Source organism: Nocardioides sp. CF8 (genome assembly GCF_000389985.1).
GTDB classification, from domain to species: Bacteria; Actinomycetota; Actinomycetes; order Propionibacteriales; family Nocardioidaceae; genus Nocardioides; species Nocardioides allogilvus.
Genome location: NZ_CM001852.1, coordinates 1,513,727 through 1,531,816 on the forward strand (window position 1 = coordinate 1,513,727; position 18,090 = coordinate 1,531,816).

Here is an 18,090-nt window from a genome sequence, read left to right on the forward strand (position 1 = left end):
TGACCCGCCGGTCGCTCACCGGCACACCCAGCTGCGCGGTCTGCACCCGGAGCCGCCGCCGGACCTCGGCGAGGTGCCCCTGGTCCCCGTCCCGGGGCGACACTCCTCCCGGGGGCCGGTCCACGGTCTCGTGTCGCGGCTCCACCTCACGGGCGCCCACGTCGCGGTCATCTCGATCGTGGTCGCGGTGGCCGTCGCGGTGGCATCGTGGCTGGCCGTTCGCTCCGATCCCGAACCGGTGCCGGCGCTGGCTCCGGTCAGCGAGCCGCTCGTGAGCACGTCCCCGGTCCCGCCCGGATCGCCGGCGTCGATCCCACCGGGGCCGGCCACCGGGACGGCGACGGGGACGGCGACCGGGTCGGCCGAGGTGACCGTGGACGTGGCCGGCAAGGTGCGCAGCCCCGGCATCGCTGTGCTGCCGCCGGGCTCGCGGGTGGTCGACGCGGTGGAGGCCGCCGGTGGGGCACGGCGAGGCGTCGACCTTGCCTCGCTCAACCTGGCCCGACCGCTGGTTGACGGGGAGCAGATCCTCGTCGGACTGCCGGTCCCGGCGGGCGTGGTCGGCTCGTTGGGGGCGACACCCGGTCCCGCGCAGACGGGGCCGCTGGTCAACCTCAACACCGCCGACCCCGTGACGCTGGAGACGCTGCCCGGGGTGGGGCCGGTGACGGCCGGGGCGATCGTGTCGTGGCGCACCGAGCACGGCGGCTTCACCGCGGTGGAGGAGCTGCTTGAGGTGGACGGCATCGGTGACGCGACCCTGGCCGAGATCGCCCCGCACGTGACGATCTGAGGAGGTGGTGCGAGACCTTCGGCTGCCGTTGCTGGGGGTCGGCGCCTGGTCAGGAGGACTGGCCGCCGCGGGACTGCCCGCCTGGCTGAGCCTCGCGCTGGCCCTGCTGGCGCTCGGGATGGCCGCCTGCGCCCGGTCCTGGCCGGCGCTGGCGTGCGCCCTCGCCGCCCTGGCCGTCGTGGCGGTCGCCACGCTGCGGGTGGCGCCCTTCGGGACCGGCCCGGTGGCCGACCTGGTGGCGCAGCGCGCGGTCGTGTCCGCGCGGGTCTCGATCACGAGCGACCCGCGCGCCATGGCCGGGCGGTTCGGCGATCTCGTGGTGGTCCGGGGGACGCTCACGCACGTGACCGGCCGCGGGGCGACGTACTCCCTGAGGGCGCCGGTGGTGCTGCTGGCCGACGACGCATGGCTGGCGGTGCGCCTCGGCTCGGAGGTGCGGGTGTCGGGCCGGCTGGCGCCCGACGACGGCCATGGTGCGGCGGTGCTGGGCGTCCTGTCGGTGCGCGGGCCACCTGTCGTGGAGTTCGGGCCCGACGCCTGGTGGCGGGCGGCGGCCGCCGTTCGCACCTCGATCCGCGAGTCCGTGGCGCCGCGGGGCGAGCACGCGCGCGAGCTGGTGCCGTCGCTGGTGGTGGGCGACGACAGCGGCCTGGATCCGGCGCTGGCCGAGGACTTCCGCACCACCGGGCTGACCCACCTGCTCGCGGTCTCCGGCACCAATCTGACGTTGCTCGTGGGCTTCCTGCTGATCGTCGGGCGGTGGTGCGGTGTGCGGGGCCGGTGGACCTACGCCCTCGCTGCTCTCGGCATCATCGGCTTCGTGCTGATCGCGCGGACCGAGCCGAGCGTGGTCAGGGCGGCGGCGATGGGCACGGTGGCGCTGATCGGCATGGGGAGCAACGGCCGCGAGCGCGGCACGCGGTGCCTGGGCGCCGCCGTGTTCGCGCTGCTGCTCGTCGATCCGGGGCTGGCTGTGACCGCCGGGTTCGCGCTGTCGGTGCTGGCGACCGGCGGGATCCTGTTCCTGGCGCCGACGTGGCGCGACGCCATGACCCGCTGGCTGCCCCGCTGGGTGGCGGAGGCCGTCTCGGTGCCGCTGGCGGCCCAGGTCGCGTGCACGCCCGTCGTCACGGCGATCTCGGGACAGATCAGCCTGGTCGCGGTGATCGCCAACCTGCTGGCCGCGCCGGCGGTCGCGCCCGCGACGGTCCTCGGCCTGGCGGGCGGCCTCGTGGGCCTCCTGTGGACCCCGCTCGGGCAGGTGGTGGCCGCTCCCGCGGCCTGGTCCGTGTCGTGGATCGTGGTGGTGGCCCAGCGTGGAGCGGCCCTGCCGACGGCGGCCGTCGAGTGGGGGACCGGTCCGGTGGCGCTGGCGGTCGTCACGCTCGGATGCGTCGCCGTGGTCGTGTCCGCGCCGCGCCTGCTGAGATCGCCGGTCACGGGGGTCGGCTGCTCGGTGCTGCTGGTCGTGACGGTGCTGACGCGGCCACCGACCCCGGGCTGGCCGACCGCCGGCTGGGTGCTGGCCATGTGCGACGTCGGCCAGGGCGACGCCCTGGTGCTCAACGCCGGGGCGGGAGCGGGAGTGGTCGTCGACGCCGGTCCGGACCCGGAGCTCATCGATCGCTGCCTCGACCGGCTCGAGATCACGCACGTGCCGCTCGTGGTGCTCACGCACTTCCACGCCGACCACGTCGACGGGTTGTCCGGGGTGCTGGAGGACCGCACGGTCGGCGAGGTCGACGTGACCTCGATGGTCGACCCGCCCCAGGGTGCCGTTGCCGTCGGGCGCACCCTGGCTGCGCCGCCGGTGGTCGCGGCCTACGGCCTCACCCGTGAGGTGGGGGCGGTGAGGCTGCAGACACTGTGGCCGCTGCCGGGCGCGCCCACCGCCGGCGTCGGTGACGGCAGTGCGGCCAACGACGCCAGCGTGGTGCTGCTGGCGCAGGTCGGCGGCGTGCGCATCCTGCTCACGGGCGACATCGAGCCTCCGGGACAGCTCGCGCTGCGCCGTACCCTCCCCGACCTGGCCGTCGACGTGCTGAAGGTGCCGCACCACGGCAGCCGGCACCAGGACCTCGACTTCCTCACAGGGCTCCGGGCTCGGCTGGCGCTGGTCTCGGTGGGCGCCGACAACGACTACGGCCACCCCGATCCGGGCGTGGTGACGGCGCTGACCCAGACCGGTGCGGTCGTCCGCCGCACGGATCTCGACGGCGACGTGCTGGTGCTCGCGACGGACGACGGGATCGCTGTCCGCGGTCGCGGCTAGGGTTGCCCCACCATGGCTTCCACCCCCACCGCAGCGCAGGTCCTCGGCCGGATCATCCTCGTCACCGGCAAGGAGGAGTTCCTCAGCGAGCGCACCGTCGCCGGTGTGCGGACGGCCGTGAAGACCTTCGACACCGAGGCCGAGATCGCCGACTCCGAGGCCTCCGACGTGACGCTGGCGAGCCTGGGGGAGATGGCTGCGCCGTCGCTGTTCTCCTCGACCCGCTGCGTCATCGTGCGCGGTCTCGAGGGGCTGCCTGACGACTGCCACGACGGGATCCTCTCCTACGGCGCAGCGCCGGCCGAGGACATCGCGCTGGTGCTGGTGCACGGCGGCGGGCCGCGCGGCAGCGGCCTGCTGACCAAGCTGCGCAAGCTCGCGTCGGTCACCGAGGTGAAGTCGCAGGAGATCAAGGCCTCCGACCTGACGAGCTTCGTGAGCGCCGAGGTGGCCGGTCACGGCGCGAAGATCGCCGGCGACGCCGCGGCCTTCCTGGTGACGGCGGTCGGGGGCGACCTGCGCTCGCTCGCCGCTGCGGCCCACCAGCTGACCAACGACTTCCCCGGCGAGCAGCTCACCGTCGACAAGGTCCAGCGCTACTTCGGCGGCCGCGCCGAAGCCAAGTCCTTCGCGGTGGCCGACGCCGCGTTCGCCGGCCGCAAGGCCCAGGCGCTCGAGGCGCTGCGCTGGGCGATGGACGGCGGCACCGCCTCCGTGCTGGTCACCTCGGCGATGGCCGGCTCGGCGCGCAGCATCGCCCGGTTCCTCGGTGCCCCCAACGGCCAGCGCGAGGGCGACCTCGCCCGTGACCTGGGCGTGCCCCCGTGGAAGGTCCGGCAGGTCCGTGACCAGTCCCGCGCGTGGACCCCCGACGGGATCTCGGCCGCGGTCCGTGCGGTCGCAGTGGCGGACGCCGACATCAAGGGCCAGGCCCACGACGCGGCGTACACCCTCGAGCGGTTGGTGCTCACCGTCGCCGACCTGCGCAGCAAGCGCTGACCCAGCCACCCCGGTGCCATCCAGCTCCTCACTCCGTGGCGGTGAGTGAGCCACATTCCGTCACCCGGAAACGTGGCTGAGTCACCGCTGCTCGGTGTGTCCGCAGCGACTCGCCGAAGGCGAGGGGAGGGGAATTGCTCCGAAATGCACGAACGCCCCGCCGCAGTGCGACGGGGCGAACGAGTCAGAAGATCAGAGAGCGGCGGACTGCTTCGCGATCGACGACTTGCGGTTCGCAGCCTGGTTCTTGTGGATGACACCCTTGGAGGCGGCCTTGTCCAGCTTCTTGGCGGCGTCACGGCCCGCGACGACGGCGGTGTCCTTGTCGCCCGCGGCGACGGCCTCGCGGAACTTGCGCACCGCGGTCTTCAGGCCCGTCTTCACGGCCTTGTTGCGCTCGCGCGCCTTCTCGTTCTGCTTGTTGCGCTTGATCTGGGACTTGATGTTGGCCACAGGAGAACCTTTGCTCGTTGCTGGTCAGGGAAAGTCTGTGTGTCGGCTGCCGACAAACCCTTGACAGGGCTGGGCGCCGGACATGCAAGGAGAAAGACTACTGCCGAGGCGCCCGACCACCCAAATCGAGTCGATGACGACTCACGCCCAGCCCCGGCGCTCGCACAGCCAGTGCCAGCAGACCTCGCCCTGCCAGCGCTGGTGGTCGCGCATGAACGGTGAGGTGGGCGGCACCGGGTCATCGGCGGACTTGAGGAAGTAGCCCGTGAGGAGCGCCAGGACGCGGTCGATCGAATCGGCCGGTACGTCGCGGGTCAGCGAGCGAGCGGCCAGCACCGACTCCACGTCGAGGCCGTCGCCGCGCGGGCCGACCAGGGTGAAGAGGGTGTCGATCCACGCGGCCCCGACGATCGGCCAGTTCCAGTCGCAGATCCACACCTTCCCCTCGGCGTCGAGGAGCAGGTTGTCGTCGCGGATGTCGGTGTGGACGAGCGTGTCGCCCCCGACCACCTCGGCGTAGCCGGCCGCGAGCGCCGCCGCCTCCTCGGCGTGGGGCAGGTCGGGCCGGGTCGCCACGACGTGGTCCCACATGGCGACGAGGGGCTTGAAGTCGTCCTCGGCGCTGTCCAGCACCAGCCCGGCCGGGGGCGGGGTGAGCCGGTCGGCGACGACCTCGAGGGCGTCGAGGGCGGACTCGAGGTTCTCGGAGCGCCAGGGCCGGTGCGGTGCGCGCCCCTCGACGTACTCGATGCCGAGCGCGACCCAGTCGTCGTCGAGGTGCCAGAGCAGCCGCGGGCTGGGCACGCCGGGAGGAAGGGCCGCGAGCTTGCGCGCCTCCTCGCGGTAGGAGTCGGCGAAGAGTCGCTGGGCCTTGACCGAGGCGGCCTTCACGAAGTGGCGCGAGCCGTCCGCGCACACCAGCACGCTGGCGAAGCCCGGCGTGAAGCCGGACGTCTGGGAGATCGCCTCGACCACGGGGGAGCCGCACTTGCGCTCGATGAAGGCGCGCAGGTTGGGCGGCAGGAACGACCACTCCAACCGGCGGGCGGTCTGGCCGACGGGGGCGGGGTAGGGACCGGGCGCAGACGACATGGCGCCATCCTCCCGAAGAATTGGACTCGACGTGAATCGGATAATCGGTCCATGCCCGAACTCATCGAGCCGCACGTCCGTGTCCGCGCGTCCTTCCTGGAGGCCGTCGAGGAGCTGGTGGCCGACGGTCGTGCCTACGACGGCTCGATGATCGGTCGCTGGATCAGCCTGTACGGCGACCGCTGGGCCGACGAGGCCGGGTTCGCCGACTTCGTGGGCTACCTGCAGGCCGACGCGACCCCGCACGCGCCGCGGCCCACCACGCACGTGCCGCAGAGCACCTGGTGGCTGGTCGAGGGCGACACCTACCTCGGCCGGATCTCGTGCCGGCACCTGCTCACCGAGTGGCTGGCGGAGTTCGGCGGCCATGTCGGCTACGAGGTCCGCCCCTCCGCACGCCGGCAGGGCCATGCGACGACCATGCTGCGCGCCGTGCTCCCGCACGTGCACGCGCTCGGCATCGATCCCGCCCTGCTCACCTGCGACGACGACAACGTGGCGTCCCGCAAGGTGATCGAGGCAGCCGGCGGGGTGTTCGAGGACCAGCGTGGTGTGAAGCTCAGGTTCTGGGTGCCGACTCGGTAGTTCGTGGGCGCGCTGCCGTGCGTGGAAGAATGGCCGGACCTCGCCATACCCCTCCGGAAAGTCGCCTGTGTCCTTGAAGAACGCGCCCAAGCCGGGCCAGACCGATCCGGCGATCATTCGCAACTTCTGCATCATCGCCCACATCGACCATGGCAAGTCGACGCTGGCCGACCGGATGCTGCAGCTGACGGGCGTCGTCGACGCGCGCGCGGCCCGCGCGCAGTACCTCGACCGCATGGACATCGAGCGCGAGCGCGGGATCACGATCAAGAGCCAGGCCGTCCGCATGCCGTGGACCGTGCCGGCCGACAACGACGAGGGTGCGGTGCCGGGGACCTACGTCCTCAACATGATCGACACCCCCGGCCACGTCGACTTCACCTACGAGGTGTCCCGCTCGCTCGAGGCGTGCGAGGCCGCGGTGCTGCTCGTCGACGCAGCGCAGGGCATCGAGGCGCAGACGCTCGCCAACCTCTACCTCGCGATGGGTGCCGACCTCCACATCATCCCGGTGCTCAACAAGATCGACCTGCCGGGCGCGATGGTCGACAAGTACGCCGCCGAGCTGGCCGGCCTCGTCGGCTGCGAGCCGCACGAGGTGCTTCGCGTGAGTGCCAAGACCGGCGTCGGCGTCGAGGGCCTGCTCAACGAGATCGTGCTGCAGACCCCGGCTCCCGTCGGCAACGCGGACGCCCCGCCGCGCGCGCTGATCTTCGACTCCGTCTACGACACCTACCGCGGCGTGGTCACCTACGTCCGCGTCATCGACGGCAAGCTCACCCACCGCGACCGGATCAAGATGATGTCGACCGGTGCCGTGCACGAGATGCTCGAGGTCGGCGTGATCAGCCCGGAGCCGGTCAAGGCCGGCGACCTGGGCGTCGGCGAGGTCGGCTACCTCATCACTGGCGTGAAGGACGTCCGCCAGTCGCGCGTCGGTGACACCGTCACCAGCCAGCACCACGGCGCGACCGAGTCACTCGGCGGCTACAAGCACCCCAACCCGATGGTCTACTCCGGCCTCTACCCGATCGACGGCGACGACTACCCGACCCTGCGCGACGCCCTCGAGCGGCTCCAGCTCAACGACGCGGCGCTGACCTTCGAGCCGGAGACCTCCGGCGCGCTCGGCTTCGGCTTCCGCATCGGCTTTCTCGGGCTGCTGCACATGGAGATCACCCGGGACCGGCTCGAGCGTGAGTTCGACCTCGACCTCATCTCGACCGCACCCAACGTGGTCTACGAAGTGCTGATGGAGGACGGCTCCAAGATCGTCGTCACCAACCCCAGCGAATACCCTGAGGGCAAGATCGCCGAGGTGCACGAGCCGGTCGTCAAGGCGACGATCCTCAGCCCCAGCGATTACATCGGCACGATCATGGAGCTGTGCCAGGCCAAGCGTGGCAACCTGCAGGGGATGGACTACATCTCGGAGGACCGCGTCGAGATGCGCTACACACTGCCGATGGGCGACATCGTCTTCGACTTCTTCGACCAGCTGAAGTCGCGCACCAAGGGCTATGCCTCGCTCGACTACGAACGCGCCGGCGAGCAGGCGGCCGACCTGGTCAAGGTCGACATCCTTCTGCAGGGCGAGCCCGTCGACGCGTTCTCCGCGATCGTGCACCGCGATGCGGCGTACGGCTACGGCGTGATGATGGCCGGCAAGCTCAAGGACCTCATCCCTCGCCAGCAGTTCGAGGTCCCGATCCAGGCCGCCATCGGCGCCCGCGTGATCGCCCGCGAGAACATCCGCGCCATCCGCAAGGACGTGCTCGCCAAGTGCTACGGCGGTGACATCACTCGCAAGCGCAAGCTGCTCGAGAAGCAGAAGGAAGGCAAGAAGCGGATGAAGATGGTCGGCCGCGTCGAGGTGCCGCAGGAGGCCTTCATCGCCGCGCTGTCGACCACGCAGCCGACGGAGACGAAGAAGTAGGACCATGAGCGTCGTACGGCGAAGCGAGGTCGCCCCCGTCCCGTGGGCCAACGGCGGCGGGACGACGCGTGAGCTGCTCGTCGCCGAGGACGGGGCGTGGCGCATCAGCCTCGCCGACATCGAGCGTGACGGACCGTTCTCGTCCTTCCCGGGACGCGCGCGGCTGCTCACCGTGGTGGACGGGGTCGTGCTCGGGCTCGTCGTCGACGGTGTCGAGCAGGTCGTCGAGCCGCGGCGCCCGTTCGCCTTCCCCGGTGCCGCCGAGGTCGTCGCGAGCGTGCCCGAGGGCCCGGTGGTCGCGCTGAACCTGATCGTCGACCCGGCGCTGATCGACCCGTTCGTCACGGTCCTCGAGCTCGGACGCGGCTCGACGCTGCCGCTCGCGGACGACCAGGCCGCCCTGGTCCTTCAGGGACAGCCGGCTGCCGGGGTCGAGAGCGCAGCGCCGTACGACCTGGTCGCCGGCCCGGCCGACGTGTCCGGCCGCTGCACGCTCGCCGTCATCACCCTGCAGCGCACATGAGGCTCGCCGACCGGCTGCGGGTCGAGACGATGCGGGCGACCGCGCGCTTCACCGTGTCGTACGGCGACAACCTGCGCTTCGCCGGCACCGACCTGCCCGCCCCGGAGAAGGTGAGGGTGCCGACGCGGCACGGCCGGGTCCCGGTCCACCTCTACCGCCCGCCGGGCGCAGGGGACGCTGCCGTGCACGTGCACCTGCACGGGGGCGCCTTCCTGATGCGCCACCCCGCGATGGACGACTGGTGGTGCCGCTACCTCGCCGCGACCGCAGGCGTCGTCGTCGCCAACGTCGACTTCGAGGTCGCGCCGCGCGTTGCCTATCCCGTTGCGCAGCACCAGGCCCACGACGTCGCCGCGTCCTTCGCCCGGGACGGAGCCCGGGTGTCGGTCGGCGGGTTCAGCTCCGGCGGCGGCCTGGCCGCGTCGGTCGCGCTGCAGGCGCGCGACTCCGGGTCCTTCACCCCGACCCTGCAGGTGCTGGGCATCCCCTCGCTCGACCTCGCCGCGGAGCCGCGCGACGGCGACCCCGGCATGATCTCGCCGGCGCTGCGGCGGCTCGTCCGCCGGGTCTACCTTCCCGATCCGGCGTCCCGACGAGAGCCCTACGCCTCACCGCTGCTCGCCGACGACCTCACCGGCCTCCCGCCCGCGGTGGTCCTCACCGCCGAGCGCGACATCCTGCGGGCCGAGGGCGATGCGTACGCCGAGCGGCTGCGTGCGGCCGGGGTGCGGGTCGTGCACGACGTGACGCCCGGTGTCGACCACTACTTCCTGACCGAGGACCCGGTGCGTGCTCGCACCACGATGGCGATGGTCGCCGCAGAGGTGCGCGCAGCCGGTCAGCCGCGCATGGCACCGCCCGGCCGGTCGTAGGACTCCGCCACGATCTCGGCCACCACGGACAACGCGATCTCGCCGGGTGCCTTGCCGCCGAGGTTGTGGCCTGCCGGCACGTGCAACCGGGTGACGTCCACGCCCTCGGCGACCAGCTCGGCGAGCAGGCCCTCGGACCGGCGTCGGCTCGCCATCATCGCGACGTAGCTGGCGTCCGACGCGAGCGCGGCTCGCAGCACGGTCGGCGCGTCCGGTGCGTCGTGGTCGCACAGGACGACAGCGTCGCCCGCCCGGGGGTCGAGGCCGGGACCCCCGTCATCGGCGCCCTCGACCAGCACCTCGCGGCCCACGGTGCGCCCGATGGTCTCGATCGCCCTCGCGATCGGGTTGTCGCTCAGCACCAGGATCCGGCCGTGTGGCGGGCCGTCGTCGGACCACGGCTGCTCACGAGTCATGCGCCCACACTGACACCCTCGCGGGTCAGCGTCACCCCGGTGACCGAGATGCCCAGTGCGGCCTCCAGCGACGCGACCGGCTCGGACAGCTCGGACTGCCGCGGCTTGCGGGTGCCGGCGAACCACACCACCTCGAGCGGTCGCTTCCGCGCCGAGCCCGTGGCCCGCCAGTAGCCGGTGATGCGACCGTCGACGAGCAGCGGCGCCAGCACCATCCCGTTGTTCTGGTTCCACAGCCTCCGCAGGTGTCCCGGCTCGGCGAAGCGGTCGCGCGCGGACGGGTCGTAGCCGCACATCAGGGCATCGAACTCCGGCAGCAGGCGTACGCCGGGCAGGTCCCGCGCGGGCGGCGGGGAGGGTACGTCGACGTACGACCGTCCGTCGGGACCGGGGACGCCGACCAGCCCGAGCCCGTCGAGCGCGGCGTCGACGACCCGCAGTCCCAAGCCGGACCACCACGCGATGTCGTGCCGCGACACCGGCCCGTGGCAGCGGACGTGCAGCGCGACGGCATCGACCGGCGTCGCCGCGACGACCGGGGGCAGGGTCCGGTAGACGGGAGCGCCCTGGCCGGACCAGCTGCCCTTCGCCGGGCGGCGCACCAGGCCGCCGTGGCCGAACGCCAGGTAGCGCCCCGCCTGCTGACCGGTCACCTCGTCGTGGCCCTCGCGTGAGACCAGCCAGTCGTGCAGGTGCTGCTGCAGCTCGGCTGGCGTGCGCCACTCCGCTGCGAACTCCTCCGTCGCGGACCACAGCTCCTCGAGGGTGCCGTGCTCGAGCTTGAGCATGCGCTGCCACAGTGTGCGCTGGCCCACCCGGGTCGCGGCACCGAGCGCGGCGTACTGCTCCGGCGTCGACGTGTGCACCGTGCCGCGGATCGTGCTGCCGCGCACGATCTCTCCGGACTCGTACGCCGACGTGATCTCGGCATGCGTCGTGCCGGGCCGTCGCGCGGCGAGCCCGATGAACGGGGACCGTGCCGTCTGGGACTGGACCGGGCCGGTCGCCGCCACGAGGTCGGCGACGTCCCCGGTCGTGGTGGGGAACTGCCGGCCCAGCGACAGCGCGGTCAGGTCGTCGAGTGCGAACGCCATGCCCTCACGCTAGGGCGAAGGGAGGTCGGGAGTGGTCCACAAGGTGGGGTTCTGACGACCGTGTCGGGCTACCCTTCTTCTCGTTCACGAGGGGAGAGAGGAACGCGGTGGCGCACGAGATATCGGTTTCCAGAACGGGATCGGGGCAGGTCGTCGAGACGATGGGGGAACTTGGCCGTCAGACGTCGCGCACCCACTCGTTCGCGAGCTTCGGCTCGTCAATGCACGAGACGGAGGCGTTCCGCGGGTTCCTCGGGCTGTTCAAGGGCACCTACAGCACGGCGCACACCGATCTCGTCGACTGCCTGAAGCTCGCCTACGAGGCGGCCTTCGACTTCGAGGACGCGATCGCCGAGGCGCGCAAGGACATCCTCACGACGGACGAGAACGTTGCCGAGACGCACCGGAAGCTGGCCGTCAACCTCAACGATCAGGCGCCTGGGACTGGGCCGGGGCACTCGACGACCGGCTGGCCCGATCGAACCAACGGCCCGTTGGTCGGCGCCAACACCATGCACTCGATGATGAACGATCCCGAGATCAGCGACTCGATCGTCCGCAACCAGGCCGACCCTCCCAAGCACGCCGCGACCCATACCTCCACCCATTCGCCGTTCGCCCTGCTGGACGTTGCCCAGCAGGGACAGAGCGCTGTGCAACACGCGCAGGAGCAATCCGGCGCGCGCGACGACGAGGACAAGATGGACGACTACCTGAACCGCAAGGACCGAGACTGATGGCCTACGTCGTCCAGTTGCGCGACGTGGATTCCGTGCTGGTGTCCGGCGCCTCCGGCACCGAGGGCGACCTCGTCGAGCAGATCAAAGGCAACTGCGGCTATGTGGTGCGCGGCATCAACTGGGTCCTGGAGCAGGTCAACATCCACCTTCTCGACGCCTTGTTCGACAAGCTCGGCGGTGACTTCTCCACCGTCAGCGTGATGGCCGAGGACTGGCGCCGCACGGGACTGGCCGCCGGGATCCTCGCCGACAACTACCGCGAGATGGCCGCCGCTGTCCCGACCGTGTGGCGCGGCGACACGGCCGATGCGATGACGGCCAAGATGGAGGAGTTTGCCGAGAACCTGGACGCGGCCGCCGAGTGCATCGAGATGGTCCAGATGGCCATCGACGACATGCTGGCCGCGACGAAGTCGGCGATGGAGCTCGTCGCCATGTCACTGAGCCTGATCGACGATCTGTGCATGTACTTCGCCGGGAGCCTGGCGAAGCTGGCCAAGGAGATCCTCACCGGCGGACGACGGATCAAGCAGATCATCGAGCTTGCGCGCGACGTGATCCGCACGCTCGAGGCGCTCGCAGACCTGATCCCGGCTCTCACCAAGACCGCCTCGGCGGTTGCGGTGACCCTCAAGGGGCTCGACTTCGTCATCGTGGCCTCCAACACCAAGACCAACAAGGACGTCGGCGACAAGGCCGACGATGCGAGCTCCCACCTGCCAACCTTCCCCGTGGGCGGCCGGTGATGGGGCGCAACGAAGCCCTCCGGGCGCACATGGCGCAGTTGCGGTCGCAGGTGTCGGCGTTCCGCGAGGAGACGGCCGCCTTCCGCGAGCAGATGGAGCGACTGAAGACTGAGCTGCGCCCGCGAGCGGAGAGGGCCAGCGCCGATCGTTCCGAGGCCATGGAGGAGCTGCGCCGCGACTTCGCCGACAAGCGAGTCCCAGAGGAGGACCGCGCGCTCATTGCTCGGGTCCTCGGTGGCGAGACCACGTGGCACGACGTGCTGAGCGGCATCGACGAGCACGCGATCGCGGTCGACTACCGCAACCGCTTTGGCGCCGAGTTCAGCCGCAGCGTCGAGCAGCTTGCCGCGGACGACGAGGACCTGGCCCAGGCCCTCGGCGACGCCCAGTCGGACGACCACGACGTGGATCCGCGCCGATGATCGCCCGGGACGACCTGGCCGGTCGTGGGCTGCTGGAGACGTTGCGCTGGAGGTTCACCAACGGGGACATCTTCTACTGGAGGTTCCTGGTCGGATCGGTTGGCGTCACCCTCGCTCTCACCTACGTGCAGACGGCGGTTGTCTGGGGCGGCGGCGCGCAGCCCTGGTCGCTGCTCGCGCCCCTCCTTGCGCCGTTCGCGATCTACTTCTTCGTACGCGGGTGGGCCTACGCCAAGCCACTGCCCTACCTGTGCGGCTTCGTCTTGTTGATGGTCGGCGGCGTGCTCCCCTTCGCGCTGATCCAGCCCGGCTGACGCAGGTGACTCCTCAGCTCGGCGCCTGCCACTCCGGATCACGTCCGAGCCGGGCCAGCAGGCGGTCGGAGGCCGAGGCATCGGCGGCGACGGGCACGGCGGGGGAGCAGACGCCCTCGGCGTACAACGCTGGACCCCAGCCGTCGGCGGTGGCGCCCAGCGATGCCGCCTCGGAGTCGCTGATCGACCAGGGCTGGCCGGTCGCCCGGGCGATGTCGGAACCGTGGATGACCAGGTCCCAGCCGTAGAAGTCGGCCATGGTGGCGGCGATCGTGGTCCGGCCGAAGTGGCCGTCGTACTCCTGTTCGGCCACGCCGGGCTGGCCGAGGACCTCGGCGACGGTCTTGGCGTGGTCGCGCCAGGCGGTGGCGGGATCGGCGAGGTCGGGGGCGGCGCCGGGGTCGAAGCCCTGGCGCGTGAGGAAGTCGCGCTCGCTGTCGATGGCGTGCGCGACGACGTCGCGCACGGTCCAGCCGTCGCACGGGGTGGGGGCGTCCCACTGCTGGTCGGAGGAGTCGAGGATGGCGGCGAGCGCGTCGGCCCGCTCGATGAATCGCTGTGCGGTGTCGGTCATGGCTCCACGCTCGCACCGCCGGTGACCCGGGCTCTTGTGATAATCGGACACATGTCTGACACAGGGGGAGTGCGGGTCGTCGACCCGGTCGATCGGGCGCACCTCACCGGGGTCACCCGGTCGTCGCCACCCATCCACCGCTAGGCAGCGTCCGTGGAGCTCGCCGACCTGGTCGAGCGCTTCTGGATCCCGGTCTGGTCGCTGGCCGAGCCGTCGACGCAGAGCACCTTGCAGCACCCGGTGTGCCTGATCGTCGTGAGCAACACCTATGCCCGGTTCTACGGCGTGGGACGCGGGCGCTCGAGCGTGACGCTCGAGGGCGACGGCTGGGCGGTGGGCACGATGTTCACCCCGGCCGCCGGGCGGCTGGTCCTGGGACGCTCGGTCGCGGAGGTCACCGACACCTACGTCGACCTCGGTGAGGTCGAGGGTCTCGACGACGGGTCCTTGGTCGCCGAGGTCCGCGCGATCATGGGCGCCGACCCGCACGACCCGGCCGCCCACGCAGCGGCGATCGCGTCCGTCGAGCGGAGGCTGGCGGCGTACCTCCCGGTCGACGAGCCGGGGCTGCTCATCAACGAGGTCGTCACGTGGTTGCGCGACCACCCCGAGGTCACCCGGGTCGACGAGCTCGCGTCACACGTCGGTCTGTCCGAGCGCAGCCTGCAGCGCCTCGTCGAGCAGCGCGTCGGCATGAGCCCGAAGTGGCTGATCCAGCGACGCCGCCTCCATGACGCGGTCGAGGCGATGAAGGCGGGTGGGTCGTCGCTGGCCGACATGGCGGCGCGGCTCGGCTATGCCGACCAGGCCCACTTCACCCATGACTTCCGCACGGTCACCGGGATGACGCCGGGGGAGTACCTCGGCGACCAGCCACGGTGACCGCTGATCGGCTCACACGGCCTGCATGAGCACCTCGCGGACGACCATCGCGCCCGCGAGCTGGCCGGCGTGGGCGGCGGCCAGCACCGACGGCATCGGCATCGGCAGGTCTGCGACGTGCGCGAGGTCGCCGGCGGCGAAGACACCGGGGACGCTGGTGTGGCCGAACATGTCGATCGCGATGCAGCCGCTCTCGCGCAGCTCGAGCCCGAGCTGCTCCGCGAAGGGCGCTGACTGTTCGAAGGCAGGGTGGGCGAACAGTCCGTCGACGACGACGGCCGTGGACCCCGAGGTCACCACGAGCCCGGCCGCCGAGGAAGCCACCCGGGTCACCGGCGGCACCACGGTGATCGCCCCGGCGATCGGCGAGAGCAGCGCGACGGCGTGCCCGGCGTTGGGGGAGTCCTGGATCGCGACCCGCTTGCCGCTCAGCTCGTGGCCGTGGCAGAACGGGCACACGTGCACGGTGCGGCCCCACTGCTCGGCGAAGCCGGGGACGTCCGGCATCACGTCGCGCAGGCCGGTGGCCAGCACCACCGTGCGGCTCGCCACGGTGGAGCCGTCGGCGAGCGTCGCCGCGAAGGTGCCGTCGACCAGCCGCTCGACGCTGGTCGCCGCGACGTCGCGCACCTCCACCTCGCCGTACGCCGCCAGCTCGGCGCGCACGATCGACCTGAACTCCGCGGGGTCGCGGCCGTCGTTGGTGAGGATGTTGTGCATGGCGTCGACCGGGGCGTTGCGGTAGCTGCCGGAGTCGAGCATCAGGGTCGGCCGGTGCATCCGGCCGAGGGTCAAGGTGGCCTGCAGGCCGGCGGGACCGCCGCCGATCACGAGTGCGTCATACATGTTCTGTCTCCTTCGGGATTGCCAATGAGACGAGCATGTGACTTCATGTCAACATGAAGTCAAGTCGTGATCGCACCTGGTCCGTCGGCGAGGTCGCAGAGCGCTTCGACCTGCCCACCAACGTGCTGCGGCACTGGGAGTCGGTGGGCCTGCTGAGGCCGGAGCGGGACTCCGCCGGTCGCAGGAGATATGCCCACGACGACATCGCCCGGGTCGCGGCGATCCAGCGGAACAAGGACGCGGGCATGACCCTGGACCAGATCGGGGTGCTGCTCGACGCGGACTCGCCCGAGCGGCATGCCGTGCTGCAGGCCCACCTCGACGACCTCGACCGGAGGATGGAGCAGATGCGGATCTCGCGGGAGATGACCGAGCACGCCTTCAACTGCAAGGCGCACGACATCAGCGCCTGCCCCCGCTTCCAGCAGCACGTCAGCGACCTGATGGCGGCCTTCGAGTGAGGCTCCCGAGGGGCCGGACGAGGCAGGCCGTGCCCTCTATGCGGACTTTGCTACCACCGCGTAACAAGGTGATCTAGGTTACTCCTCAGGAGTCAGCCTCTGTGGTCCCCGGAGACCGCAGCCCGAGTAATTGAGTCAGGGAGTCGCATGCCCATCCACCACGACACAACTTTCGTCGACAAGATGCCGCGCAACGTCGCGGTGCAGTTCCACGACCGCGTCGCCAAGTCGCCCACCAGCGAAGCCTTCCGCTACCCCAAGGGCGACGCGTGGGAATCGGTCACCTGGAAGCAGGCAGGCGAGAGGGTCGAGGCGCTCGCCGCTGGCCTGCTGTCGCTCGGGCTGGAGTCCGAGCAGCGCGTCGGTATCGCATCGGGCACCCGCTACGAGTGGATCCTGGCCGACCTCGCCGTCATGTGTGCTGCTGGCGCGACGACGACGGTCTACCCGACGACCAACGCCGCCGACACGGCCTACATCCTGAGCGACTCCGAGTGCCGCATCGTCTTCGCTGAGGACGACACGCAGATCGCCAAGCTGGTCGAGAACAAGAACGAGCTGCCCCACCTCACGAAGGTCGTCACCTTCGACGGCAAGGCCGACGGTGACTGGGTCATCACCCTCGACGACCTGGCCGCCCTCGGCGCGAAGTTCCTCGCTGACAACCCCGACGTCATCGCCGAGAAGGCCGCCGGCATCGAGCCCGACCAGCTCGCGACCCTGATCTACACCTCCGGCACCACCGGCCGCCCCAAGGGCGTGCGCCTGCGTCACAAGTCGTGGGTCTACGAGGGCGAGGCCATCCGCGCGCAGAACATCCTCGACGAGAGCGACCTGCAGTTCCTGTGGCTGCCGATGGCGCACTCGTTCGGCAAGGTGCTGCTCTCTGCCCAGCTCGCCTGCGGCTTCGCGTCGGCCGTCGACGGTCGCGTCGAGAAGATCGTCGACAACTGCGCGAGCGTGAAGCCCACGTTCATGGGCGCGGCCCCGCGCATCTTCGAGAAGGCCTACGGCCGGATCCAGACGATGCAGGCGGCCGAGGGCGGTGCCAAGGAGAAGCTCTTCCACAAGGCGTTCGCGACCGGCCTCAAGGTCGAGCAGCTCAAGCGCGAGGGCAAGTCGATCCCGGTCGGCCTGAAGGTCCAGCACGGCCTGTTCGACAAGCTCGTCTTCAGCAAGGTGCGCGCCCGCTTCGGTGGTCGCGTGCGCTTCTTCATCTCCGGTGCTGCCGCCCTCAACCGGGAGATCGCCGAGTGGTTCAACGCCGCCGGCATCGTGATCCTCGAGGGCTACGGCATGACGGAGAACTCCGCCGGTGCCACGGTCAACCACCCCGACGAGAACCGCATCGGCACCGTCGGTCGGCCCATGCCGGGCAGCGAGGTCAAGATCGGTGACGGCGACGAGGTGCTGCTGCGCGGTCCGCACATCATGGACGGCTACCACAACCTGCCCGAGGAGACGGCCAAGGCGCTGGACGCCGACGGCTGGCTGCACACCGGCGACAAGGGCTCCCTGGACGCCGACGGGTTCTTGACCATCACCGGTCGGATCAAGGAGCTCTTCAAGACCTCCGGCGGCAAGTACATCGCCCCGCCGGCGATCGAGTCGAAGTTCAAGGCGATCTGCCCCTACGCCAGCCAGTTCATGGTCTTCGGCGCCGAGCGCAACTACGTCATCGCGCTGATCACCCTCGACCCCGACGCCATGGCCGGCTGGGCCGCCGAGAACGGCCAGGAGGGCGCCTCCTACACCGACCTCGTCCGCAGCGACGCGGTCAAGAAGATGGTGGGCGACTACGTCGACGAGCTCAACGCCAAGCTGAACCGTTGGGAGACCATCAAGAAGTGGGAGCTGCTCGACCACGACCTGACGGTCGAGTCCGGCGAGATGACCCCCTCGATGAAGGTCAAGCGCAACGTCGTCGAGGACAACTACAAGGACAAGATCGAGGCGCTCTACGCCTGAGATCGACCCCAGCACGTCGCTGGATGGGTGTCGGTGGGAGACCACCGGCACCCATTCGCCATTTCCGCTCCCGCCGCGGCGTGATCCGGGCCCCGCTGGTGA

At 70.8% G+C, this 18,090-nt stretch carries 20 protein-coding genes; 14 read left to right on the plus strand and 6 right to left on the minus strand.

The window, feature by feature from the left end:
- The 3 genes from CF8_RS07405 to holA all read left to right on the plus strand — a co-directional run.
- Positions 1–793 (plus strand): helix-hairpin-helix domain-containing protein (locus CF8_RS07405; protein WP_084622815.1); only part of this gene is annotated, 793 nt, incomplete at its 5' end.
- Between the two features lie 7 nt (positions 794–800).
- On the plus strand, positions 801–3,065 hold the full coding sequence (locus tag CF8_RS07410; RefSeq protein WP_010832510.1) for a ComEC/Rec2 family competence protein: 2,265 nt from the start codon (positions 801–803) through the stop codon (positions 3,063–3,065).
- Between the two features lie 12 nt (positions 3,066–3,077).
- Positions 3,078–4,064: a DNA polymerase III subunit delta gene (gene holA / locus CF8_RS07415; protein ID WP_010832511.1), complete on the plus strand. Its 987-nt coding sequence runs from the start codon at positions 3,078–3,080 to the stop codon at positions 4,062–4,064.
- A gap of 192 nt (positions 4,065–4,256) precedes the next feature.
- On the opposite strand, the gene rpsT is transcribed toward holA, so the two are convergent.
- Complete coding sequence (gene rpsT, locus CF8_RS07420; protein WP_010832512.1) at positions 4,257–4,517, minus strand: 30S ribosomal protein S20; 261 nt, start codon at positions 4,515–4,517, stop codon at positions 4,257–4,259.
- Positions 4,518–4,658: 141 nt separating this feature from the next.
- Entirely contained in the window at positions 4,659–5,609 is a 951-nt protein-coding gene (locus CF8_RS07425) for a phosphotransferase (protein WP_051204147.1), read from the minus strand.
- 51 nt (positions 5,610–5,660) lie between these two features.
- On the opposite strand from CF8_RS07425, the gene CF8_RS07430 reads away from it, so the two are divergent.
- The 4 genes from CF8_RS07430 (at position 5,661) to CF8_RS07445 (ending at position 9,525) form a co-directional block, all read left to right on the plus strand.
- Positions 5,661–6,194: a GNAT family N-acetyltransferase gene (locus CF8_RS07430; protein ID WP_036490484.1), complete on the plus strand. Its 534-nt coding sequence runs from the start codon at positions 5,661–5,663 to the stop codon at positions 6,192–6,194.
- Positions 6,195–6,267: 73 nt separating this feature from the next.
- Entirely contained in the window at positions 6,268–8,130 is a 1,863-nt protein-coding gene (lepA, locus tag CF8_RS07435; protein ID WP_036492480.1) for a translation elongation factor 4, read from the plus strand.
- 4 nt (positions 8,131–8,134) lie between these two features.
- The gene (locus CF8_RS07440; protein ID WP_010832515.1) at positions 8,135–8,653 is read left to right on the plus strand and encodes a HutD/Ves family protein; all 519 of its coding nucleotides are present in this window, start codon (positions 8,135–8,137) and stop codon (positions 8,651–8,653) included.
- Positions 8,650–9,525, plus strand: a complete 876-nt coding sequence (locus tag CF8_RS07445; RefSeq protein ID WP_010832516.1) for an alpha/beta hydrolase fold domain-containing protein — start codon at positions 8,650–8,652, stop codon at positions 9,523–9,525. The genes CF8_RS07440 and CF8_RS07445 overlap by 4 nt, the downstream gene beginning before the upstream one ends.
- On the opposite strand, the gene CF8_RS07450 is transcribed toward CF8_RS07445, so the two are convergent.
- The gene (locus tag CF8_RS07450; protein WP_010832517.1) at positions 9,492–9,941 is read right to left on the minus strand and encodes an XdhC family protein; all 450 of its coding nucleotides are present in this window, start codon (positions 9,939–9,941) and stop codon (positions 9,492–9,494) included. The two genes, CF8_RS07445 and CF8_RS07450, sit on opposite strands and share 34 nt — an antisense overlap.
- On the minus strand, positions 9,938–11,035 hold the full coding sequence (locus tag CF8_RS07455; RefSeq protein WP_010832518.1) for a DNA glycosylase AlkZ-like family protein: 1,098 nt from the start codon (positions 11,033–11,035) through the stop codon (positions 9,938–9,940). The genes CF8_RS07450 and CF8_RS07455 overlap by 4 nt, the downstream gene beginning before the upstream one ends.
- A 107-nt stretch (positions 11,036–11,142) precedes the next feature.
- Between CF8_RS07455 and CF8_RS07460 the strand changes: the two genes are divergently transcribed.
- Genes CF8_RS07460 through CF8_RS07475 form a run of 4 tightly spaced genes read left to right on the plus strand, consistent with a single transcriptional unit; the run spans position 11,143 to position 13,257 of the window.
- The gene (locus CF8_RS07460) at positions 11,143–11,772 is read left to right on the plus strand and encodes a hypothetical protein (RefSeq protein ID WP_156887173.1); all 630 of its coding nucleotides are present in this window, start codon (positions 11,143–11,145) and stop codon (positions 11,770–11,772) included.
- The gene (locus CF8_RS07465; protein ID WP_010832520.1) at positions 11,772–12,521 is read left to right on the plus strand and encodes a hypothetical protein; all 750 of its coding nucleotides are present in this window, start codon (positions 11,772–11,774) and stop codon (positions 12,519–12,521) included. Before CF8_RS07460 ends, CF8_RS07465 begins: the two co-directional genes overlap by 1 nt.
- Positions 12,521–12,943: a hypothetical protein gene (locus tag CF8_RS07470; protein ID WP_156887174.1), complete on the plus strand. Its 423-nt coding sequence runs from the start codon at positions 12,521–12,523 to the stop codon at positions 12,941–12,943. The genes CF8_RS07465 and CF8_RS07470 overlap by 1 nt, the downstream gene beginning before the upstream one ends.
- Positions 12,940–13,257, plus strand: a complete 318-nt coding sequence (locus CF8_RS07475) for a hypothetical protein (protein ID WP_010832522.1) — start codon at positions 12,940–12,942, stop codon at positions 13,255–13,257. The genes CF8_RS07470 and CF8_RS07475 overlap by 4 nt, the downstream gene beginning before the upstream one ends.
- Positions 13,258–13,270: 13 nt before the next feature.
- Here CF8_RS07475 and CF8_RS07480 read toward each other — a convergent pair whose 3' ends face one another.
- A complete protein-coding gene (locus CF8_RS07480) occupies positions 13,271–13,831 on the minus strand; it encodes a TIGR03086 family metal-binding protein (RefSeq protein ID WP_036490486.1) in 561 nt (186 codons plus the stop codon).
- A 153-nt stretch (positions 13,832–13,984) separates the two neighbouring features.
- Here CF8_RS07480 and CF8_RS07485 point away from each other — a divergent pair, with 153 nt between their 5' ends.
- Complete coding sequence (locus tag CF8_RS07485; RefSeq protein ID WP_010832524.1) at positions 13,985–14,713, plus strand: helix-turn-helix domain-containing protein; 729 nt, start codon at positions 13,985–13,987, stop codon at positions 14,711–14,713.
- 12 nt (positions 14,714–14,725) lie between these two features.
- On the opposite strand, the gene CF8_RS07490 is transcribed toward CF8_RS07485, so the two are convergent.
- The gene (locus tag CF8_RS07490) at positions 14,726–15,559 is read right to left on the minus strand and encodes an NAD(P)/FAD-dependent oxidoreductase (RefSeq protein ID WP_010832525.1); all 834 of its coding nucleotides are present in this window, start codon (positions 15,557–15,559) and stop codon (positions 14,726–14,728) included.
- Positions 15,560–15,612: 53 nt separating this feature from the next.
- Between CF8_RS07490 and CF8_RS07495 the strand changes: the two genes are divergently transcribed.
- A complete protein-coding gene (locus CF8_RS07495; RefSeq protein WP_010832526.1) occupies positions 15,613–16,020 on the plus strand; it encodes a MerR family transcriptional regulator in 408 nt (135 codons plus the stop codon).
- 147 nt (positions 16,021–16,167) lie between these two features.
- On the plus strand, positions 16,168–17,988 hold the full coding sequence (locus CF8_RS07500) for an AMP-dependent synthetase/ligase (protein ID WP_010832527.1): 1,821 nt from the start codon (positions 16,168–16,170) through the stop codon (positions 17,986–17,988).
- The last annotated feature ends 102 nt before the right edge of the window (positions 17,989–18,090 follow it).